Source organism: Aeromonas sp. QDB54, from assembly GCF_027707385.1.
Taxonomy (GTDB): Bacteria; Pseudomonadota; Gammaproteobacteria; order Enterobacterales; family Aeromonadaceae; genus Aeromonas; species Aeromonas hydrophila.
On record NZ_JAPCIT010000001.1, the window covers coordinates 364342 to 387008 of the forward strand.

Annotated in this window: 15 protein-coding genes and 1 tRNA gene; 4 read left to right on the forward strand and 12 right to left on the reverse strand. The window is 63.5% G+C overall.

The window, feature by feature from the left end:
* Window positions 1-133 precede the first annotated feature (133 nt).
* On the forward strand, window positions 134-1141 hold the full coding sequence (sohB, locus tag PG881_RS01705) for a protease SohB (protein ID WP_270797850.1): 1008 nt from the start codon (window positions 134-136) through the stop codon (window positions 1139-1141).
* A gap of 83 nt (window positions 1142-1224) precedes the next feature.
* Here sohB and astB read toward each other — a convergent pair whose 3' ends face one another.
* Window positions 1225-2562, reverse strand: coding sequence for an N-succinylarginine dihydrolase (gene astB, locus PG881_RS01710; RefSeq protein ID WP_270797851.1), 1338 nt, complete (start codon window positions 2560-2562; stop codon window positions 1225-1227).
* A gap of 361 nt (window positions 2563-2923) precedes the next feature.
* On the opposite strand from astB, the gene topA reads away from it, so the two are divergent.
* Window positions 2924-5545 carry a type I DNA topoisomerase gene (gene topA, locus PG881_RS01715; protein ID WP_029304161.1) on the forward strand — a complete coding sequence of 874 codons (2622 nt, stop codon included), beginning with the start codon at window positions 2924-2926 and terminating at the stop codon, window positions 5543-5545.
* A gap of 114 nt (window positions 5546-5659) precedes the next feature.
* The gene (locus PG881_RS01720) at window positions 5660-5827 is read left to right on the forward strand and encodes a hypothetical protein (RefSeq protein WP_005303277.1); all 168 of its coding nucleotides are present in this window, start codon (window positions 5660-5662) and stop codon (window positions 5825-5827) included.
* Between the two features lie 15 nt (window positions 5828-5842).
* On the opposite strand, the gene PG881_RS01725 is transcribed toward PG881_RS01720, so the two are convergent.
* The 11 genes from PG881_RS01725 to PG881_RS01775 form a co-directional block, all read right to left on the reverse strand.
* Window positions 5843-6199 (reverse strand): MGMT family protein, encoded by a 357-nt coding sequence (locus tag PG881_RS01725; RefSeq protein WP_024944134.1) that lies wholly within the window; start codon window positions 6197-6199, stop codon window positions 5843-5845.
* A gap of 67 nt (window positions 6200-6266) precedes the next feature.
* Window positions 6267-7820: a methyl-accepting chemotaxis protein gene (locus PG881_RS01730; RefSeq protein WP_270797852.1), complete on the reverse strand. Its 1554-nt coding sequence runs from the start codon at window positions 7818-7820 to the stop codon at window positions 6267-6269.
* 216 nt (window positions 7821-8036) lie between these two features.
* A complete protein-coding gene (locus PG881_RS01735; RefSeq protein WP_270797853.1) occupies window positions 8037-9905 on the reverse strand; it encodes a beta-N-acetylhexosaminidase in 1869 nt (622 codons plus the stop codon).
* Between the two features lie 160 nt (window positions 9906-10065).
* On the reverse strand, window positions 10066-10938 hold the full coding sequence (locus tag PG881_RS01740; RefSeq protein WP_270797854.1) for a BadF/BadG/BcrA/BcrD ATPase family protein: 873 nt from the start codon (window positions 10936-10938) through the stop codon (window positions 10066-10068).
* On the reverse strand, window positions 10931-12664 hold the full coding sequence (locus PG881_RS01745; protein WP_270797855.1) for a glycoside hydrolase family 9 protein: 1734 nt from the start codon (window positions 12662-12664) through the stop codon (window positions 10931-10933). The genes PG881_RS01740 and PG881_RS01745 overlap by 8 nt, the downstream gene beginning before the upstream one ends.
* Before the next feature lie 102 nt (window positions 12665-12766).
* A complete protein-coding gene (locus PG881_RS01750) occupies window positions 12767-13759 on the reverse strand; it encodes an ABC transporter ATP-binding protein (RefSeq protein WP_077096090.1) in 993 nt (330 codons plus the stop codon).
* An 11-nt stretch (window positions 13760-13770) separates the two neighbouring features.
* Window positions 13771-14793 (reverse strand): ABC transporter ATP-binding protein, encoded by a 1023-nt coding sequence (locus tag PG881_RS01755; RefSeq protein WP_270797856.1) that lies wholly within the window; start codon window positions 14791-14793, stop codon window positions 13771-13773.
* Window positions 14790-15710 carry an ABC transporter permease gene (locus PG881_RS01760; protein WP_130631932.1) on the reverse strand — a complete coding sequence of 307 codons (921 nt, stop codon included), beginning with the start codon at window positions 15708-15710 and terminating at the stop codon, window positions 14790-14792. The genes PG881_RS01755 and PG881_RS01760 overlap by 4 nt, the downstream gene beginning before the upstream one ends.
* Window position 15711: 1 nt before the next feature.
* Window positions 15712-16695: an ABC transporter permease gene (locus PG881_RS01765; protein ID WP_011706883.1), complete on the reverse strand. Its 984-nt coding sequence runs from the start codon at window positions 16693-16695 to the stop codon at window positions 15712-15714.
* Between the two features lie 119 nt (window positions 16696-16814).
* Window positions 16815-18500: an ABC transporter substrate-binding protein gene (locus PG881_RS01770; RefSeq protein WP_139707041.1), complete on the reverse strand. Its 1686-nt coding sequence runs from the start codon at window positions 18498-18500 to the stop codon at window positions 16815-16817.
* Between the two features lie 402 nt (window positions 18501-18902).
* A complete protein-coding gene (locus tag PG881_RS01775) occupies window positions 18903-22340 on the reverse strand; it encodes an ATP-binding protein (protein ID WP_270797857.1) in 3438 nt (1145 codons plus the stop codon).
* Window positions 22341-22589: 249 nt separating this feature from the next.
* Between PG881_RS01775 and PG881_RS01780 the strand changes: the two genes are divergently transcribed.
* Window positions 22590-22665 (forward strand) — tRNA-Gly (locus tag PG881_RS01780).
* The last annotated feature ends 2 nt before the right edge of the window (window positions 22666-22667 follow it).

The following is a 22667-nucleotide window of genomic DNA, read 5'->3' on the forward strand; positions in this document are numbered from 1 at the left end:
GTGAATAAATCAGAGGGGTTGTGATTGTCGATTGGCATTTTTGACGGGTTGACGCAGAGTTTTTGCGCACACCGGGCAAACTCCCTAGAATGTGAAAAAATCGTCCCTCCGGGGCACACCAGTGGAGCATCAAGTGGCATTTTTGACCGAATACGGCCTGTTCCTGGCCAAGACCCTCACCCTACTGCTCGCCATCGGCGCCGTCATCCTGATGGTGGTGAGCAGCCGTCAGCCCAAATCCCGCAAGGGGGAGCTGGTGGTGACCGATCTCTCCAGCGAGCTGGAGCAGGGACGTCACCAGTTGCAGGCCGCGCTGGCCGGCAAGGCGGAGCGCAAGCAGCTGGAGAAGGCGCGCAAGGCCGAACACAAGGCCCGGGCAAAGAGCGAAGATGCGCGCAGCCGGCTGTTCGTCATCGATTTTCACGGCAGCATGGATGCCAAGGAAGTGGCCTCCCTGCGTGAAGAGGTGAGCGCCGTGATAGGGGTGGCCCAGCCGGGCGACGAGGTGCTGCTGCGGCTGGAATCCGGCGGTGGCGTGGTGCACGGCTACGGCCTGGCTGCCTCCCAGCTGCAGCGGCTGCGGGATCGTGACATCAAGCTGACCGTGGCCATCGACAAGGTGGCGGCGAGCGGCGGCTACATGATGGCCTGCGTGGCGGATCAGATCCTGGCGGCGCCGTTCGCCATCGTCGGCTCCATCGGGGTGATCGCCCAGCTGCCGAACTTCAACAAGCTGCTCAAAAAGCACGACATTGAGTTCGAGATGCACACCGCTGGCCAGTACAAGCGCACCATCACCATGTTCGGCGAGAATGACGATCAGGGGCGCGAGAAGTTTCGCGAGGAGCTGGGCGCCATTCACGAGCGCTTCAAGGCATTCGTGGCCGAGCACAGACCCAACCTCGACATCGACAGCGTCACCACCGGCGAACACTGGCTGGCGAGCCAGGCCAAGCAGCTCGGGCTGGTGGACAGCCTCTGCACCAGTGATGACTATCTGCTGGCCCAGACCAGCCAGCATAAGGTGGTCGGCATTCGCTACAGCAAGCCAAAAAGCCTGACCCAGAAGCTCGGTCAGCAGGCCGCCGTGGCGCTGGAGTCCGGTCTTGGTCGGCTGTGGCAGCAGGGCCCCTGGCGCTGAGTCAGGGCAACGTAAAACCCAACAAAAAGCCGGGCACTTGCCCGGCTTTTTGTTGGGTCGGTTCTGCAGGCCGATGGCGCGTCTCAGCGCTGGAACGGGTAGACGGAGCCGAGTTTGAGGATCTGGGTCAGCTCGTCCAGCGCGGTGCGGGACTCCATGACCAGCGCCGGATCCCGCAGGTCGTCCAGTGCCAGGCTGTCGCGATAGTGGCGATCGACCCAGCCATCGAGGCGGGCAAACTGGCTGTCGCTGATGAGGCAGGCCGGGTTGACGGCGGCCAGTTCGGTGTCGTTCATCGCCACCCGCAGCCGCAGGCAGGCGGGGCCGCCGCCGTTGCGCATGCTCTGCTTCACATCCATGTAGTGCACCCCCTTGATCGGGGTCCCCAGGGTCACCAGCTTGGCCAGATAGGCCGACACCGCCGGGTTGTCGCGACATTCGGTGGGGGCGATGATCGCCATCTCGCCGGACGGCAGGGTGAGGATCTGGGTGTTGAACAGATAGGACTTCACCGCATCCTGTACCGACACCTCGGCAGTCGGCACCTCGATAAAGTGCAGCTCGCCGTCGCCGAACTTGGTGCGCACCTCGGCCAGCGCCGAGGCGGTATTGAGAAACGCCTGCTGGTGGAAGAACAGCACGTTCTGGTTGCCCACCGCGATCACGTCGTTGTGGAACACCCCCTGATCGATGACGTCCGGGTTCTGCTGGATGAACACGGCGCTCTCGTCCCCCAGGCCGTGCAGGCGGGCGATGGCCTGGCTCGCTTCCAGGGTCTGGCGGGCCGGGTAGCGTTTGGGGGCGGGTTGGGAGACATCGAAGGCGCTGCGGCCATAGACGAACAGCTCGACCCCGGATTCGCCATAGGCGCGGCACAGCCGGGTGTGGTTGGCGGCCCCCTCGTCACCGAAGTGGTCGTTCTCCGGCAGGTGCTGATGGTGATAGAAGTGGCGGTCGTTGTTGAACACGGCGCGCAGGATGTGGCCGGTCACCTCGGGTTCGAGGGAGCGGTGAAACTTGTTGGTCAGGTTGGCGGGGGTGAAGTGGATGCGGCCATCCTGGGTATCGGCACTCGGGGAGACGGTGGCGGCGTTGGCGGTCCACATGCTGGAGGCCGAATAGCAGGCGGCCAGCACGGCGGGTGCCTGTTTGGCGGCCTGGGCCAGCACGCTGGCGTCGTTGCCGGTGAAGCCGAGGCGGCGCAGGGTGGCGAGATCCGGTCGCTCCTGCGGGGCCAGCACTCCCTGGGTCATGCCGAGCTCGGTCAGTGCCTTCATCTTGCGCAGACCCTGCTTGGCCGCCTCCTTCGGATTGGACGCCTCCTTGGCATTGTTCTGGGAGGCGACGTTGCCATAGGACAAGCCGGCATAGTTGTGAGTCGGGCCGACCAGGCCGTCGAAGTTGACCTCGAAGTGCTTCATTGAGTACATCCTTTCGATTTTTATATGGGTAGCGGTTCCTTCCGCGCACAATGCTGTGGGATGCAGCCATTATAAGGAGATTTTGTCTTTTGTAACAAGCTGATAACGAAACTGGTTTGTTATGTTACAAGAGCGGTTGGTTATGTCGTTTCAAATATAAAAAGAGGGTGGATATAGCATAAAAATAAAAAAGCGGTTGCTTCCCGCGGCTCGGCTTCGCATTAATAAATAAAGAAACAAAGTGGTTCGGGCTGCCGGGCAAATTTGCTCACAAGATTGCTTTTTCCCGTCAAATCTCTTATACAGCCCCACAAAACCGCACACCAACCCCGTCGGGTGCAATGAGGATAATAGTTACAGCATGGGCAAATCACTGGTCATAGTGGAGTCTCCGGCCAAGGCCAAGACCATCAACAAATATTTGGGCAAGGACTACGTGGTGAAATCCAGCGTCGGTCACGTGCGCGATCTGCCCACCAGCGGCAGCGCCAGCAACGAGCCCAAAAAACCTGTCATTCGCGGCATCAAGTTGAGCGAAGCAGAGAAGGCTGCCAAGGATCGCAATGCCCTGTTCTCACGGATGGGGATCAATCCGACCGCAGGCTGGCAGGCCAACTACCAGATTTTGCCCGGCAAGGAAAAAGTGGTCAGCGAGTTGCAGAGTCTGGCCGAGAAGGCCGACACCATCTATCTCGCAACCGACTTGGATAGAGAGGGAGAAGCGATCGCCTGGCACCTGCGCGAGATCATCGGCGGCGACGACAGCCGCTACAAGCGCGTGGTGTTCAACGAGATCACCAAGACCGCCATCCAGGAGGCGTTTGCCCAGCCATCCGAGCTGAACATTCACCGCGTCAACGCCCAGCAGGCCCGTCGTTTCCTCGACCGGGTGGTGGGTTACATGGTCTCCCCGCTGCTCTGGAAGAAGCTGGCCCGCGGCCTCTCCGCCGGTCGGGTACAGTCCGTCGCAGTGCGCCTCATCGTCGATAAAGAGCGTGAGATCAAGGCGTTCGTACCGGTCGAGTTCTGGGATCTCAACGCCGATCTGCTGACCGCCGACAAGAGCGATCTGCGGATGGAAGTGGTCAGCCGCAACGGCGCCGACTTCAAGCCGGTGACCCAGGCCGAGACCTTCGCCGCCGTGGCCGCCCTGGAAGGGGTCGACTACAAGGTAGTGAACCGGGAAGACAAGCCGACCGGCTCCAAGCCGTCCGCCCCTTTCATCACTTCTACCCTGCAGCAGGCGGCCTCTACCCGGCTGAGCTTCGGGGTCAAGAAGACCATGATGATGGCCCAGCGTCTCTATGAAGCGGGTTACATCACCTACATGCGTACCGACTCCACCAACCTCAGCAAAGAGGCGGTCGAGGCGGTGCGGGAATACATCGGCGAGCAGTATGGCGCCGCCTACCTGCCGAGCGATCCAAACCTGTATGGCGCCAAGGCCAATGCCCAGGAGGCCCACGAGGCGATCCGCCCCTCCAGCGTGCTGGTGACTGCCGAGATGCTGGAAGGGATGGAGCCCGACGCCATGCGGCTCTATGACCTCATCTGGCGTCAGTTTGTCGCCTGTCAGATGACGCCGGCCCAGTACGACTCCTCCACCCTGACCGTCAAGGCGGGTGAGTTCGAGCTCAAGGCGCGCGGCCGTACCCTGCGCTTCGCCGGTTGGACCAAGGCGCTGCCGCCGATGGGCCGCAAGGGCGAAGACAGCCAGCTGCCGGCGGTGACCGTCGGCGAGATCCTCAAACTCGTCAAGCTGGATCCGCGCCAGCACTTCACCAAGCCGCCCGCCCGCTTCACCGAAGCGGCGCTGGTACGCGAGCTGGAGAAGCGCGGCATCGGCCGTCCGTCTACCTACGCCTCCATCATCTCCACCATCGTCGATCGTGGCTATGTGCGGGTCGAGAGCCGCCGTTTCTTCGCCGAGAAGATGGGTGAGATTGTCACCGACCGGCTGGTGGAGAACTTCGTCGAACTGATGAACTACGAGTTCACCGCCAAGATGGAAGACAAGCTCGATGGCATCGCCGAAGGGAGCCTGGAGTGGAAGAAGGTGCTGGACGCCTTCTACGCCGAGTTCACCCAGGAGCTGGAAAAAGCGGACAAGGCGCCGGAAGAGGGGGGCATGCGTGCCAACCAGATGGTGCTAACCGACATCGACTGCCCGGATTGCGGCCGCAAGATGGGTATCCGTACCGCCACCACCGGGGTGTTCCTCGGCTGTTCCGGCTACGCCTTGCCGCCCAAAGAGCGTTGCAAGAAGACCATCAACCTGGTTTCCGCCGACGAGTTCGTCTCCGCCACCGACGGTGAAGAGGCAGAAACCGAGGCGCTGCGTGCCAAGCATCGCTGTGGTGTGTGTGGCACAGCCATGGATGCCTACATCATCGACGACAGCCGCAAGCTGCACGTCTGTGGTCGCAACCCGGATTGCGATGGCTACGAAATCGAAAAAGGCCAGTTCAAGCTCAAGGGTTACGAAGGGCCGAGCATCGAGTGCGACCGCTGCGGCTCCGAGATGCAGCTCAAGAACGGCCGCTTCGGCAAGTACATGGGTTGCACCAACGACACTTGCAAGAACACCCGCAAGATCCTGAAAAACGGTGATATCGCGCCGCCGAAGGAAGACCCGGTCCCGCTGCCGGAGCTCAAGTGCACCCAGTCCGACGCCCACTTCGTGCTGCGTGACGGGGCGGCCGGCCTGTTCCTGGCCGCCAGCAACTTCCCGAAATCCCGCGAGACCCGTGCGCCGCTGGTGGAAGAGCTCAAGCGCTTCAAGGAGCGTCTGTCGCCCAAGCACCAGTATCTGGCCGATGCCCCGGCGTCAGATCCTGACGGAAACCCCGCCATCGTGCGCTTCAGTCGCAAGACCAAGGAGCAGTACGTGATGACCGAGGTCAACGGCAAGGCGACCGGCTGGACGGCGCACTACGACAACGGCAAGTGGCAGGAGAGCCTGGCCAAGTCGAAGAAGGCGTGATTGCGCGCAGTTCACACTCTGATGAAAGAGGCCCCTTGCAGGGGCCTTTTTGTTTTCGGATGGCGGTATACTGAAACCGCTGCAAGGATGGCAGCGCTGGACACGGAGGTTGTGATGGAGATTAACGAGATCCGGCCGGGAATGACCTGTCTGACCCGGGAAGGAACCGCCTATGTGCTGGAAGTAGACAAGCAGAGTCTGCTGGTGCTGCTGCAGCGGGAGTACGAAACCATCCCGGTGCAGGTGCGCAGCGACGAGATCCTGGCCCCCATCACCCGGTGAGGCGGGCCGCCATCGTCAAAAGGGCAGGAGAAACAGCAGCTCGGCGAGGTCGGGCTGCCACTGCCACTCCCGCATCCTGACCCGCCCGCCAATCACGGGCACCCCCTCTTCCTGCAGCAATCCAGCCTGTTTATCGAAGCCTGCCGACCCCTTGGGCAGTGAAATGGTGCCCGCTGCGCCCAGCACCCGGTGCCAGGGCAGCACCTTGTCGGTCTCCCGCAGCACCTTGCCCACCAGCCTGGCCCGACCGGGCAGCCCCGCCAGATCCGCCACCTGGCCGTAACTCACCACGCGACCGGCCGGGATCAGGGCGAGGATCGCCTCGATGCGGGCAACCTTGTTCAGCGGGGCAGGGGTCGATTCCATTCTCATCCGGATCACTCGTCAATAACGACAGAAGCGCCATTGTGGCGCTTCTGTCGGGTGGCTGGCAAATGGGTCAGCCGAAGGTCTGGCTGAGCCCCTTGAGCTGCTTGGCCCGCTCCAGCAGCTCCTGACTGGAGTCGTCGACCTCCTGCATCTTCTGGCTGTTGGCGTGGGAGTACTCGGAGATCTGGTTGATGCTGCGGCTGATGTCCTCCACCACCGTCTGCTGCTGCTCGGCGGCGGCGGCTATCTGGGTGGAGAACTCGGTGACCAGCTCGATCTCCTGCAGCACGGTATGCAGGCTGCTGGAGCCCTGGCGGGTCATCTCGGCGCATTCGCGGGTCTGCTGCAGGTTCTCCTGCATCATCCCCTTCCAGCGGCCCAGGGTGTGCTGGATCTGCTGGATGCTGCCCTGGATCTGCTCGGTCGCCTTGTGGGTGCGGGTCGACAGGGTCCGCACCTCGTCGGCCACCACCGCAAAGCCGCGCCCCTGCTCACCGGCCCGGGCTGCCTCGATGGCGGCGTTCAGCGCCAGCAGGTTGGTCTGGTCGGCGATGCCCTGGATCTCCCCCATCACGCTGCCGATCCGCTCCGACTCGCTGGCCAGCTCCACCGCCGAGTTGAAGGCGAGCTCTGCCTGTCTGGCGAGCTGCTCGATGCGCTGCTCGGTCTGGGCCAGCTGCTTGTCCGTGTGCTGGCAGCGGCTGCGCGCCTCGCTGACCTGGCCGTTGGAGTCCTGGATGTTGCGGGCAATCTCGTGGGCCGTGCTGGCCATCTGGGTCATGGCGGCGGCCATCTGCTGGGTCTGGGCATCCTGTTCGTTGATGTCGAGGCAGGCCTGATGGGAGGCCTGTTTCAGGTTGGTGGCCAGGGTCTGCAACGGATTGGTCGCATCGTTGACCCGGCCCAGCACGGTGCGGATGCGGGCCTGCAGCATCTTGATGTGAAAGTCGGCGATGGCGCCGGGGCCGTCACCGGAGTAGACCAGCCGGGTCAGGCTGTCGTATTCGCGACCGAGCTGCTGCAGATAGAGCGGCAGGGCGAAGAGCTCACGCCAGTAGGCGCCGCCGATGAGCAGCAGGGGCAGCAGCATCAGCAGGGCTGTCATCGGGCCCTGACTGCTGGCGGCCCAGCCCAGCAGGCCGAGCAGCAACAACGCGAGCAGCGGCAGGCGGGCACGGGCGAGGGAGGGGAGGCGGCTGCTGGTGCCGCTTTCCGCCTTGAGCAAGGCCTGGTAGGTCTGGCTGGCGATACGCTTGAGCTGGGGATCCGGCTTGCAGCGCACCGACTGGTAGCCGCTGATCCGGTTGCCCTCGTAGATGGGGGTCACATAGGCATCGACCCAGTAGTAGCGGCCATCCTTGCAGCGGTTCTTCACCATGCCGCGCCAGGGTTTGCCCTCCTTGAGGCGGGCCCAGAGATCGGCGAAGGCGGCCTTGGGCATGTCGGGGTGGCGTACCAGGTTGTGATTGTGGCCGACCAGCTCCTCGACGGGGTAGCCGGCGATGCGGCAGAAGGCGGGGTTGGCGTAGGTGATCACCCCGCGCAGATCCGTGGTGGAAACCAGTTGTTCGTCGGCAGGAAACTCCACTTCGCTGTCCAGGGTATGGACGTCTCTGCGGGCCATAGGAATACGCTCCGATGTTCTTGTTGATAACTTTGTCGTTGTTATTGTGGCAGATCTGGAGGTGGCTGCAGGCTCGCGCCAGCAGGCGGCAGACCGGCTTCATAGGGGGCTGAATTTTGCCAACAATGGCGGATGAATGGTAGGGGCAAGTTGATGTTTTGTTGGCGAATCGTAAAAAAAAGGCGGCCATCGGGCCGCCAAGGAAAAAAGATAACACTACCTCTGTGGTACCCGGTAACGCACCTGAAGCTGGTCGAGGATCTGCAGCTGGCCCGGCAGACGGGCGGCGAAGTGCTCCCACGCCTTGCGGGCGGGATCGCTCCAGGCCACCTCGGCGGTCGCCAGCATGCGCGGGAACAACATATAGTCGAGGCGATCGCGAGAGGTGATCAGCTCCGACCATAAGGGGCTCAACACCCCCAGGATGTTATCGTTGGCATGGAAATCGGCTGGGGCCGGGTCACATGCGTAGACCTGCGCCAGATTGAGGGTACCCGCCCAGTAGAGGCCGGGTTCATGGATGTCCTGGCTCCAGGCCAGATCCAGATAGAGGTGCTGGACCGGTGCCATCACCACCGGATAACCGGCGGTGGCCGCGTCGAGCCCGGCCTGGAAGCTGGTCCAGGCGAAGATGGTGGCGTCCCGGCTCACCTTGTCGCCGTGCAAAATCTCCTCCCAGCCCAGCATCCGCTTGCCCTTGCCGGCCAGGTACTGCTGGCAGTGGCGCAGCAGGTGGCCCTGCAGCTCGCGGCAATCCTGATACCCCTGCTGCTTCATCAGCTGCTGGCAGGCGGGACTGTCGGTCCAGACCCCGGCGGGTACCTCGTCCCCTCCCATGTGCACCAGCGGCCCAGGGAACAGTTCGCACACCTCGTCCATCACGGCTTCCAGGAAGCGGTAGGTGCCGGGCAGCGCCGGGTTGAGCACGTTGTCGTCAAAATATTGCACCGACAGGTAGCGGGAGCGGTCGGCCTCCTCCACCAGCAGTTCGGGCAGCGCCTTGATGGCGGCGTGGCAGTGACCCGGGATGTCAATTTCCGGAATGATGGTGATGCCGAGCCCGGCGCCGTAGGCCACCAGCTCGCGCACCTCGCTCTGGGTGTAGTAGCCGCCGTAGGGCTCGGGGCCACCACTGAGCTGGGGCCCCACCGGCAGGGCGTGGCCGCGCCAGGCGGCCAGCTCGGTCAGCTGGGGGAAGGCCTTGATCTCGAGTCGCCACCCCTCGTCATCGGTCAGGTGCCAGTGGAAGCGGTTGAACTTGTAGAGGCTCATCAGTTTGAGCAGGCGCTTGAGGGTGGCGAGGGAGTGAAAGTGGCGGGCACAGTCGAGAAAGATGCCGCGAAAACCGAAGCGCGGTGCATCGCTGAGCTCGATGCAGGGCAGGCTCTCGCCGTGCTGCAGATACCACTGGGCCAGGCTGACGAGGCCGTGACGCCAGCCCGCCTCGCCGCTGGCGGCAATCACTATCTCCTCCGGGGTGATGGTCAGCCGGTAGGCCTCCGGGCCCAGCCCGCTTTCAACCAGCCGGATCTCGGCGTCGTGATCCTGCGCCAGCGCGAGCCCGGTCAGCTCGTTGAAGTGGGCCAGCAGCGGGCCGAGCAGGGGGCTCGGGCCGCTGACGTGGGCGCGCTCCGCCAGCCGGAAGTTGCCCTCCAGCAGCAACAGCCGATCCGGTTGGGGCACGATGCCCGCGAGCGGCTCCACCTCGGGCAGATCCGGCGCTGCAGTGGCGGATTGTGGCAGGCCCAGCTCCTCGCCGGTCAGCTCCACCGGCATCAGCTGGGGGCCGCCGCTGGCCTGGGGCAGGCTCAGGAAGAAGCCGCGCGGCATGTCGGAGAGGCGCTTGATGGGGGTGTTGCGACAACAGAAGCTGAGCTCGCTGGCCCCCGTTTGCGGGATCAAGACCTTGTAGCTGCCGCTCTGGCGCTCCAGCTCCCCCCCCTCTACCGAGCCGGGGTCGATGTGGCGGGCCAGGCAGAAGTGGAGTTTCCAGGGGGCATCCGGCAGTTGGCTCAGGCTGAAACGAAACCAGACGTCGTCACCGTCGCGTCGGTCGACCTGGGTGTGGATCAGGGGTGCAGACATGAAAATTCCTCTGATGGAGTGAAGGGGACGAACAGCCAGACAGCGTCCTTGTGGTATTGGTCAACCCCGGCCGGGAGCCGCAGGGCTGACATGGGCACCCCCCGCAGCGGGCAGACCGGGGTCAGGCCCGCACTTTGGGGTGGGGTGGATGGGGACAGGTTCAGGGATGCAGACATGGATAAGCCTCCGATCGGGCAAACAGGATGGCCCCCTCCAGCGCGTCGGCAGCGGGACTGACCAGCGGCAGGTGTGCCAGACGGGGGGCGAGGCGCATGCCGATGCCGCCGAGCAGGGCTATCCGGTCGGCACCCAGCTGGCGCATCCCCTCCAGCAGGGTAGCCAGCTGCTGGCAGGTCTCATCCAGCAGCTGGCAGGCGAGCTCGTCACCGTCGCTGGCGGCATCGAACACCCAGGGGGCGAAGCGGCCGTAGTCGGCGGGAATGGCGCGGGCGGCCCAGCGCACTACCTCGGCCTGATCCCGCTTGAAGTGGTCGAGCAATCGAATGGCGAGCGTGCTGGGGGGCAGGATGCCGTTGTGGCAGAGCAGCGCCTGCTGGATGGCGCGCAGCCCCAGCCAGGCGCCGCTGCCCAGATCCGAGATGGGAAAACCGCGGCCGGAGCAGGTGTGCAGCTGGCCGTGGCGATAGATGAGCCCGGCCGAGCCGGTGCCAGCGATGAGGATGGCACCCTCTTCACCGCCAAAGGCGCCCAGGCAGGCGCCGAAGGCGTCGGAGGTGAGCCGCACGCTCGCAAAGGGGAAGGGCATGGTCAGCATGGCGTGATAGCAGTCGGCCAGCTCGGCGGAGGCGAGCGCCAGCCCGACCCCCATCCGTTGCTGGGCATCCTCCGCCAGGCCGGCCTCGATACGGGCCTGCTCGATGGCGGCCAGCACATTGCCGTGGGCGAGCGCGATGCCGAGCTCCAGATTGGAGCCGGCGGCGCGCCCCTCGCCGAGCAGCTTGCCGGCCCGATCCCGAATGCGGGCACGGGTGTGGGTGCCGCCGCCATCGACCCCGACCCAGTACTCAATCATGTCGACCTCCATTTCCCTGCGCATTCTGCCAAGTGATGGCCAGAGCAAACCAGGCTGCATGCGGGATCCACTGCTCGCCCCAGCGCCAGTTCTGATCCAGCCGATCCTTGTACGCCGCTGGAATGAATGCGATCTCCGCCTCGTCATCGAAGCCGGCGGTGATGCCGTTGCAGATCCCCCCCAGCGCGTTGGGATAACCGGCGGTGTAGGCGGGGTTGTTGCTGCCATGGCCCGCCAGCATGCAGGCATTGAAGGGATTCTGCCCCAGGATCCAGTCGAGCTGGTGCTGGCCGAAGGTGAGCAGCGGCTTGCGCTGACGCGGCAGCTGGGCAGCGGCGGCAAACGCCATGGCGGCCAGCGACGCGAGACGAGCGTTCTCCCCCTGCCACCAGTAACCCGACTCGTTGTGATGGGGCATGAAAAAGCTCACCCGGGGCGTCTCATCGACCCCCTTCACATACTGGCGGGCGAGGGTGAAGGGGTTGCCGGGGCGGGCGCAAAGCGCCAGCTCGGCGGCCAGCGCCTGCTCGATGACGCGCTGGGCCGTCCCCTGGCGCGCCGGTTCCGGCTCGATGGCGAGATACTCCAGCAGCGCCAGCACCGGCAGGCCCGCCTCGGCGGCGTGGTAGTAAGGGCGCGAGCCATCCTCGTTGGCCGACCAGTAGTGGCCGAGCTCCGGATGGGGGCGCTGGCGGGCACAGAGCTTGCTGGCACGGACTCTCGCCTCATTCAGCCATTCGGAGCCCAAGGTGCGGGTCAGCTCCACCGCCGCCAACAGGGCGCAGTAGTCGTCGATGATGTTCTCGACCCCGTCGTCCAGATAGGCCAGGTTGTGCTCACGCAGGTGCAGGTAGCCGCGGCGGGCAGCCTCGGCGTAACGGCTGGCATCAACGTCGCCGCTGACGCTCTCGCGGGCGGCGCGGGCCAGCGCCGCGATGGCCATGCCGCCCCCTTGGCGAAAACCTGCCTGCCAGCTGGTGGACTTGAGCCCCTGCTGGGTGGCGTAGGCGCACAGCTCGCGCTGGGCGGGATCCTTGCTCCACTTGTCGAACAGGGTCATGTAGAAGAAGCCCGACTCATCCTGCATCCGGCAGAGGAAATCCGCGCCGTGCAGCGCCTCGTCGTTGAGCCGCTTGCAGAGGTTGACCCCGTCGATGTCCTGGCGCGGGGCCAAGAGCTCCCGGCACTTGAGCAGGGACCAGACCACCATGGGGGTCTGCTGGGGGTTGAGGTAGTTGGCGTAGGAGAGGTGGCTCAGGTACTTGCTCACATCCCCGCTGGCGTCATACCAGCCGCCGTGCACGTCTTTGTGCTGCTCGCTGCCAAACAGGCGGGCGCTGCGGTCGGCCCGATCGAAGGCGCCGCTGGCGCGCTGCCCCTTGAAGTAGTGAATGACGTCGGAGAGGCAGCGGCTCGCCAGCAAATCCTGGCCGATGGCAAAGGGGGCGGTGCGCACGATGCGCTCCTTGGCGCCCGTCTGGATGAGGGCCTCCAGCCGGTAGTGGCCGGGCTCTTTGCAGGGGGAGAAGTCGGCGCGCCAGTAGTGGCGCCCCTGCCAGCCCTCGACCTGGCCGGCCGGCTGCAGTGGGATTTCCAGCAGGATGCGCTCGTCATCCTGGCGCAGCAGCCTGAGGTGGCCGCGGATATCGAGGTCGGTGTCGCTCTGCAACAGGGCGATCTTCTCCCCGTCGCACTGGTAACCCACCTGATTGATCAAGAGTTCCATCAACGTCTTACTCCTGTGGCTCACCTGGCGTGGCGAGGCACATTGCGGGGCCCTGACGGCCCCGTGGCGAGGCGTGGCCGGACGCCGTGTCCGGCCAATCTGTCATTGGTAGAGGTAGCAGCGCACGAAGTGGTTGTCGGCGAGCTTGCTGATGGGGGGCAGGGTCTCCTTGCAGCGGGGCATCGCCTGATTGCAGCGCCCGGCAAACGGGCAGCCGCAGGACTCCGGCGTCCAGAGCGGGATCTCCCCCTTGCGGCCCCCCTCCAGCTCGGCGTGGATGCTCTTCTCGGGGTCCGGTACCGCCGAGATGAGCAGCTGGGTGTAGGGGTGCTGGGGGTGGTGCAGGATCTCGTCCACCTCGCCCCACTCCACCATGTGGCCCACGTACATCACCGCCAGATCTTCGGCCACGTAGCGGGCGGTGGCGATGTCGTGGGTGATGTAGAGCATGGAGACCCCGAGCTCATCCTTCATCTGCTCCATCAGGTTGAGGATGCCGATACGAATGGAGACGTCGAGCATGGAGGTGGGCTCGTCCGCCAGCACCACTTCGGCCTCCACCGCCAGGTTGCGGGCGATGTTGACCCGCTGGCGCTGGCCGCCGGAGAGCTGGTGCGGGTACTTGGCCGCGGTGGCCTTGGCAGGGGTGAGCCCCACCTTCTCCAGCAGGCCATAGACCATGTCGGGCAGATCTTTCTTGTCGATCACCTTGCTGTGCAGCAGCAGGGGGCGGGCGATGTGGTGGTAGATGGTGTGGGTCGGGTTCAGCGAACCGAACGGATCTTGCCACACCATCTGCACGCTCTGGCGGTAGTCGAGCAGGGCAGTGCCCTTGTTGAACTCCTCGAGGTCGCGGCCGCGATAGAGGATGCGGCCGCCGGAGAGCTTGTACATCTTGGCGATGATCTTGGCGATGGTGCTCTTGCCGGAGCCGGACTCTCCCACCACCGCCAGGGCGCGGCCCCGGTGCAGGTTGAAGGTGATGTCCGAGAGGGCCCGCATCTTGCCGCTCTTGATGGCGTTGGAGTTGACGGGGAAGTCCTTGTAGAGGTGCTGGACTTCGATGATGGGGGCGTCGGTTTGGGCGATTTGCATGACAGACATCCTTAACAGCCAGCGGCCTTGTCCAGATAGATCAGGGGATCTTGTTGCTCATCCTGCGCCTCATAGAGGTAGCAGGCGGTTTGTTGGCCGGGGCGGATCTCGGCCAGTTTGGTGTACTGCTGGCGGCAGCGCTCGTGCACCCTGGCGCAGCGGGCCTGAAAGCGGCAGCCCACCGGCACCTCCAGCAGGTTGAGCGGGGTGCCCGGGATCCCTTCCAGCACCGTCTTGGGCCCGTGCAGAGGTGGGAAGGAGTTGCCGAGCCCCTTGGTATAGGGGTGCAGCGGCGCGGTCAGGATCGCCTTGGCCGGCGCCACCTCAACCAGTTCACCGGCATACATGATGCCGATGCGATCGCAGAACTCGACCATCAGGGAGAGGTCGTGGGTGATGAACAGGATGGAGAAGTTGAACTTCTCTTTCAGCGCATAGACCTTCTGCAGGATCTCACGCTGCACCACCACGTCGAGCGCCGTGGTCGGCTCGTCCATGATGAGCAGCTCGGGGTTGAGCGCCATGGCGATGGCGATGACCAGCCGCTGGCGCATGCCGCCGGAGAACTGGTGCGGGTAGTCCTTGAGCCGGCTCGGGTGGATGTCGACGATGGCGAGCAGCTCCTGGGCGCGCTTGATCGCCTCGTAGCGAGTCAGCCCCGGGTTGTGGGCCAGCAGCACGTCGCAGAACTGCTCCTCCATCCGCAGCACGGGGTTGAGTGCATTCATGGCGGACTGGAACACCACCGACACCTGCTGCCAGCGGTAGGAGCGCAGCCGCTCGTCGCCGTAGTGGAGGATGTTCTCCCCCTTGAACAGGATCTCGCCGCCACTGATGTAGGCGGGCGGCTTGTGCAGCCGCGCTACCGAGAAGGCGACGGTGGACTTGCCGCAGCCCGACTCGCCGGCCAGGCCGAACACTTCACCGGGGGCGATGTCGAAGCTGACCGAGTTGACGGCGCGCACGTCGCCGTTCTCGGTGATGTAGTCGACGCAGAGGTTGCGTACCGACAGCAGGGGTTGTTGCGATCTCATGCTGTCTTCTCCTGTACGGCCGGCACCGGCGTGGTGACGGGGACGGCGAGTTTCTTCCAGCGATTGAGCCCCTTGTGGGAGCGCAGCTGCGGGTTGGCGATTTCGTCGATGGCGAAGTTGAGCAGGGCCAGGCCGGCACCGAGCGTTGCGATGGCGAAGCAGGGGGCCAGGATCTCCCACCAGGCGCCGACCAGGATGGCGCTGGAGGTCTGGGCGTTGTAGAGCATGATGCCCCAGCTCACGACGGTGGGGTCGCCCAGGCCCAGGAACTCCAGGGTCGCTTCGGTGACGATGGCGTAGATGATGGAGCCGATGAAGCTCACCCCGATGATGGAGATGAGGTTGGGCAATATCTCCACCAGGATGATGCGCCAGGCCGGCTCGCCCAGCACCTCGGCGGCGATGACGAACTCTTTCTCCCGCAGCGCCAGGGTCTGGGCCCGGATGACGCGCGCGCCATAGGCCCAGGAGGTAAAGCCTATGATGAGCGCGATCACCGTCGGTGACGCCTCCCCGATAAAGCTTGCCAGCACCAGCAGCAAGGGAAGGTTGGGGATCACCAGCACCACGTTCATCAGGAAGGTGAGGCACTCGTCTATGACGCCGCCGAAGTAGCCGGCGGTGATGCCGACCGTGATGGCGAGGGCGCACACCAGAATACCGGCACCGAAGCCCACCATCAGGGAGATGCGGGCGCCGTTGGTGAACTGGGCCCAGATGTCGTGACCCATGCGGGTGGTGCCCATCACGTACTCGGCACTGGGCGGCTGGTGCGGGCGGGAGACCCGCTTGGTCGGCTCGTAACTGGCCAGCAGCGGGGCGAACAGCGCCATCAGCACGAAGCTGACCACGATGAAGAGGCCGCAGGCGGCCTTCTTGTTGCCCAGCAGGATTTTCAGAATAGTCGGCATGCGCATCTTATTTGCCTCCGGTACGCAGACGGGGATCCAGGAAGACGTAGAGCACGTCGGCCAGGAAGTTGAAGCTGAGCATGGTGATGGTCATGATGAGCAGCTGCCCCTGAATGAGCGGGTAGTCGCGGGCCAGAATGCCCTGATAGAGGGTCAGACCCAGTCCCGGGTAGTTGAAGATCACCTCGGTGATGAGGGATCCGCCGATGACGAAGCCCAGCGCCATGGAGAGGGCGGTGACGCTCGGCAAGATGGCGTTGCGGGCGCCGTAGTTGAAGATCACCCGGTTGCTGGAGAGCCCCTTGGCCTTGGCCATGGTGATGTAGTCCTCGCCGAGCAGGTTGATCATGTTGTTGCGCATGGTGATGAGAAAGCCCCCCACCTGCACCATGGCCAGGGTGCCCACCGGCATGATGGCGTGGGTCAGGATGCTCTTGATGTGCTCCCAGCCCCAGTCAGGCTTGATCTCCGGGCTGTAGGCGTAGCCGATGGGCAGCCATTCCAGACTCACCCCAAACAGGAAGAGCGCCAGCAGCGAGATGACCACCGGCGGAATGGCCTGCATCACCAGGGTGAGCGGGGAGAGGAAGCTGTCCATGCGTCCGCCCCGGTGCCAGGCGGCGAAGATGCCGACGATGGAACCGATGGAGAAGCTCAGAATGGTGGAAGTGCCCACCAGGAACAGGGTCCAGCCGATGGCGCGGCCGAGCACGTCGGCGACCGGTTGGGGGTAGTAGCGCACCGAGGTGCCGAGATCCCAGGTGAAGACACTCTTCACATAGGTGAGAAATTGGGTGCCGATGGGGCCGTCCACGAACCCGAAGGTGGCCTTGAGGGCTTCCAGGGCGGCGGGTTCCATCATGGCGCCGGCCCGTGCAAACATGACGGAGACGGGATCCCCCGGCATGGCTCTGGGTAGCAGGAAGTTGATGGTGGCGGCCACCAGAAAGGCGACCAGATAGAAGGAAAAGCGTCTCAGTATGAATCCCATGATGATACCTTTTACTGCTGGTCCGCCCCGCGTCGGGCATAGTTACCCCAACCCCGGCAGCGCCGGGAAAAAAGGGGGATGGGCGGGGAAGAGGGCCCCCCGCAGGGGGCCGGGATTGATTAGCTGTTCGGCTTGAGTGACAACACGTGCAGCAGACGCTCCGGGGTGTCCGGGTGAACCTGCGGCTTGGCGACCGGGTTGTCGGCACTGAACCAGCCGTGGAAACGCTTGGTGCTGTATTCGTACCAGGTCGGGTTGTTGAATACCGGGATGATGGTCTGGTTGGCACCGACCTTGTCCTGGATCTCGAACATGATCTCCTTCTGCTTGGCGGCATCGGCGGTCTGGGTAAAGTCGTCGATCAGCTTGTCCAGCGCCGGATCCTTGTAGCGGGGTGCCGCAAAGCGGTTGCCGCGCTCACCCATGTTGCGGGAGTGGAAGGCCGTCTCGAAGTACTTGTGCGGGTTGGCACCGGCAAAGTAACCCTGCAGGGCGACGTCGAAGTCACCGGTGATGAGGTTTTCAGTCCAGACGGTGGCTTCCGGGGTGGCGGTCTTGGCGTTCAGGCCCAGTGCCTGCAGCCCTTCCACGCCGATCTGGGCGGTGTTGACCCAGTCGGTCCAGCCGTTCGGTACCAGCACCTTGAACTCGATCTTCTGGCAGGTGGGGGTGTCGAGGAACTTGTCGCCGTCACAATCCTTGTAGCCGGCCTGTTTCAGCAGGGCCTTGGCGCCTTCCAGATCGAACTTGTTGTACTTGCCGTACTTCTTGTCCACTTCCGGGTTGTTCCAGGAGTCAAAGGCTTTGCCCAGACCTGACGGGTACTCGTTGACGGTCGGGTAGCCGTAGCCCGCAATATCCACCATGGACTGGCGGTCCATCGCCATGGAGAAGGCGCGACGGAAGTTGATGTCGTTGAAGGCTTCGTGGTTGCCCGGTTTCTTGGCCTGGAAGTTGACGTTGAACGCCACCGTGCCGGAGGCCGGGAACCAGTACTTGTTGTTCTTCGGATCGTTGCCGACGTAGAGGCGCTCGATGTCCGGCACGAAGGAGCCGAACCAGTCCACATCACCCTTCATCACCGCGGCCAGTACCTGGTCGTTGGTGGCCATCTGCGGCATGCGCAGGCAGTCGATGGAGAGGTTGGCGTTGTCCCAGTAGTGTGGGTTGCGGCACTGGGTGTAGAGCTGGGCGGAGAAGTTGTCCACTTCGGTGAAGGGACCGGTGCCGACTGGTTTGTCGTTGGTGAAGGCGACCGGGTCTTTCACCGACTTCCACTGGTGCTCGGGCACGATGGGTACCAGTACCAGATCGTTCACCACGTTGGTGTTGACGTCGGTCAGGTCGAACTTGACCTTGTTGGGGGCCAGCTTCTCGACGCTCTTGATCTGGGTCCAGATTGAGCGCTCGTCCAGCGCCTTGTTAGCCTTGACCAGATTGAAGGAGAACAGGATGTCATCGGCAGTAAAGGGTTGACCGTCCGACCACTTCACGCCGTCACGCAGATCGAAGGTGACGGACTTGAGGTCCTTGCTGAACTCGTAGTGGGTGGCCAGACGATAGACGGGTTTGCCACCCTGCATATCGTTGAAGATCACCAGCGGTTCATAGATGAAGTGACGAGTGGTGTGCAACAGACCCGCTTGCAGGAAGGGGTTGAAGTTCTTGACCCACGCGGTCTCCTGTTGTGCGACCAGGGTCAGCACCGTCTTGTTGTCGGCCGCCATGGCGTTGCCGGCAGCGCCGGCAAGCATCATGGTGCCCAGCATTACAGCAGTAGAGATTTTGGATACTTTGGCAAGCATATTATTTCCTTTCTTATTTATATTCCTTGTTTGGATTTGAGCACCGACTTCGCATGCTGGGGAGGTCGGCCCTCAATGTTGGCCAGGTTTTGCACCCTTGTAGTTGTGTCATCCAACGTCCCTAGCAAAGCAGAGTTAACAGGAAAACAACAACTGTTCAGATCGTCGATATCGTAAAAATCGACGCCCTCACGTCAATTTCGTCAAAACCGCTTTTAATTCGATTTAAATCATCAGGTTATGTTAATTGCTTTGGCGTAATAAGTCCCTGTCAATCGACCTTCCATGACAATTGTGTGAATTGGATCGGCTCTCGTTTTGACGTATGGCGAAGGCTTAATTCTGCACAAAAAAAAACCGCCCCGGCAAGTGTGAGCCAGGGCGCAGATTGGGCGGTGGATATCAGGGTTTGCGGTTGGCGAGCTGGCGCAGGGTCTGGGCGCTGTGGTGCAACTGCTGGCGCTGGACCTCGTTGAGCTGGCCGTGATTGAGCACGTACTCGGCGGTGGCGACCACCGTCTTCCAGCGCGGCGCCTTGGGCAGGGTATCCAGGCTCAGGTACTTGTCGAGGGTGCGGGTCTGCGGGCTGGAGCGGTCCATGTAGACCCGCCACAGCTTGCTCTTCTCGGCCAGCACTATCTTGCCCTTGCCGGTGCTCTGCTGCCAGGCATCCAGGGTAAGCCGCATGGTGTCCACCAAGGCGCGGCGCAGGGGCTCGTCATCCTGCTGGCGGATGAGGTCGTCGGCGAGCGAGCGGAACTCCCCGCCCAGCCGGCTCAGCTCGCCCAGCAGCTGGCCATCCTCGATGATGGCCTGGCGTGACAGGCTCTTGAGGGCGTTCTCCAGCGCCATCACCCGGTTCTCGTCCTGCCGCAGCTCGGTGCTGAGGGTGAGGGCGAAGGCGGCCTGGCCTCCCAGGCTGATGGGCAGGGCGCGGGCATTGAGCTCGTCTTTCTGGCCGGCCACCAGAAACGCCAGCTGCTGCTCCCCCCGATCGTGCAGATCGGGCCACTGGCTGGTCAGCGGGCTGGCGAGCCAGTCGTCCAGCGGTTGCCCCTCCATGGCTTCCGGCTCCTGACCCAGCAGGCGGGCCAGCGCCCGCGAGGCGAACAGCACTGTGCCCTGGCCATCGATGAACACCATGGGGTCGGCCCCTTCACCGAGCAGGGCCAGCAGCCGCTCCTGATCCTGATGCAGCTGCTCCTGCAGCAGCAGACGGTGCTCTATCTCCTGCTTGAGCAAGCGATTCTCTACCAGAGAGGCGCGCCCGGCGCTGGCTTCCAGCAGGGCCCTGACCCGGGCGAACAGCTCCTCCTTGCAGAAGGGTTTGACCAGATAGTCGTTGGCGCCGGCGTTGAAGCCCTCCTCGATGTCTTTGGGCTGGTTGAGGGCGGTGAGCAGCAGTACCGGCAGCTTCTCCTTGGGGTGCTGCTGGCGTAGCCGGCGGCAGACGTCGAAACCGGAGAGGGTGGGCATCATCACGTCCAGCAGGATGAGGTCGACCGGCTCCTCGGCCAGCTTGGCCAGCGCATCGTGGCCGTCGCTGCTGGGCAGGATGCGATAACCGCAGGGCTGCAGCAGGTGGCGCAGGATGTGCAAATTGATGGGCTCGTCGTCCACCACCAGGATGAGAGGCGCATCCTCGGGGGGAGGGGGGAGATCCTCGCTCTCCCAGTCCGGCAGGATCAGCGGCTGCTGGCGCACCAGCTGGTGCTCGATCTGGCGGCTGTCGAGGGTCAGGCTGCCCGCCTTGCCGCTGGCGAGCGGCAGGGTGAAGGCGAAGGTGGAGCCGACGCTCGGCTCGCTCTCCACGAACAGCTCGCCCCCCATCAGGTGCACCAGCTGGCGGGTGATGGAGAGGCCGAGGCCGGCCCCCTGCTTGCTGACCTCCGGGCTCATCTGCACCAGCGGCTCGAAGATGTGCTCCAGGTGATCCGGGGCTATGCCGATGCCGGTGTCGGTCACCTTGATGCGCAGGAAGTTGCCCTCCACCAGGGCGCTCAGCACCACCTTGCCCTGCGGCGTGTACTTGATGGCGTTGCCCACCAGGTTGTAGAGCACCTGTTCGAGCCGCTGCTCGTCGGCCAGTACCGGCGGCAGCTCCACCGGGCTGATGTCCACCAGGGTGAGCGGCTTGGCCTGTACCAGGTGCTGGCAGAGATCCAGCACCAGCCTGATGACTCCCTTGGAGGAGACCGGCTGGGGGTGGATCTCCAGCTGGCCGTAGCGCATCTGGTGGTAGTCGAGCAGATCGTCCACCAGCCGGGCCAGGCCGTCGGCGCTCTTGATGATGAGCCCCAGCTGTTTTTGCTGCCCTTCGGTCAAGTCCTGCTGGCTGGCAAGCATCGACTCGGCCATCCCCTTGATGCCGTGAATGGGGGTGCGCAGCTCGTGGGAGGTGTTGGCCAGCAGCTCATCTTTGAGCTTGTCCGCCTGTTGCAGACTGAGGTTCTGCTTGTGGGTCAGCTTGACCTGCTGCTGCAGCTCCTGGGTCTGGCGCTCGATGAGTTCGATCTTGTCCTTCACCGAGCGCTGCATGTGGCGAAACGCCTGGGCGAGCCGGTCGATGTCATCGTCGGTGCGTTCGATGGCGATGGGGTGATCCAGCGCACCGTCGGCCACCTGTTCGGCGGCGGCGGTGAGGGAGCGCAGCGGCGCCGTGATGGAGTGGGAGAGCCAGCGGGAGAAGAGGATCAGCAGCAGCAATGAGCCGGCCCCCAGCAGGATCACCAGGGTCTCCAGCTGGCGGATGGGGCGATAAGCCTCGCTGGTGGAGATCTCTGCGATGAAGGCCCACTCGGTGTCGAACACCTTCACCTGGGTGTAGGCGGCCAGCACTTCGTCATCGTGGTAGGAGCGAAACAGCCCGACCCCCTGTTCGCCGGAGAGTGCCTTGACCACCAGCGGCGTCTGCAGCGGCCGGAAGTTGGGGCGAAAGCTATTCTCCACGCTGAATTCGGGTGCCAGCCAGGCGTTGGCCCGCATCCGCTTGTCCGGGCCGATGAGGATGGTCTCGCCGGTCTCGCCGAGCCCTTCCCGTTCCGCCATGATCTGGTTGAGCTTGTCAGGCAGCAGCTCGAAGATCACCACGCCGCGCACATAGTCGTATTGCATCACGGGGGCCGCCATGTAGGCGACCACCTGGCCGGTCAGCTCGTTGCGGCCAAAATCGGTGAACTCGAAGATCTGCTGCGGCTTCTGGCCGCCGTCGAGGCGGCGTTTGATCTTGGCGAAGGTGCTGCCAAGGCCGCTCGACTGGTAGGGGCCGGAGAGCAGGTTGGTGGCGAAGTTGGCGTGCTTGGTGACCGAGTAGACCACGTCGCCGTTGAGATCGATGAGAAAGATGTCGCTGTAGTTGGACTTGCGCACCATATCGGCGTAGCCGCGGTGAAAGCGCTGGTGCACCCGGCCGTACATCTCGTCCGCCAAGATCAGGGCGCTGATAGAGGGTTCGATGTCGCTGGTGCTGTCGGGTTTTTGCAGCTGATCCCAGGAGCCCGGCACATAGCGGGCCTGAGCGCGGGCACGGGCCTCCTGCGGTGTGGTGCCGAGTTTCTCGAAGGCTCCGGTGAAGCCATAGAAGCGACCGATACTGTTGCCGGCAAAATCCTGCTGGGAGAAGTTGATGATCTGCTCTTTGAGGTTGCCGAAATAGTCTTCCAGCTGGTTCTTCTTGATGTTGCGAACGGAAACCAGATGGTTGGAAGTCTGGGTGGTGAGATCCTTGCCGTGGCTATAGAGGAAAAACAGGGTGACGACCAGGAAGGGCACCATGGCTAGCATGAAAAATGCCAGCATCAGCTGCGGCCTGAGCCCACGGGGCTTGAAGATCCATTTCATCGGGTGATTTTCAATTGAGAATCCGGTTACTAACCGCAGCAAGTCTCTGACTAAAGGCTAATCATTTCAATGACTTTTTCTCAAATTCGCCTGTGGGGTCACAGCCTGGTGCGGATTTTTTGGGCAAGCCGTCTAAACCCTGAGCAAACAGCACGGGAAAGGGGCCAAAGTGCGAAAAAAGGGTTGTGCCCGCGCTCGGGGTACGTATAATGCGCCTCGTTGTCAGGCAACTGGCAGCAAGCAGTACAGGCGGGAATAGCTCAGTTGGTAGAGCACGACCTTGCCAAGGTCGGGGTCGCGAGTTCGAGTCTCGTTTCCCGCTCCAAT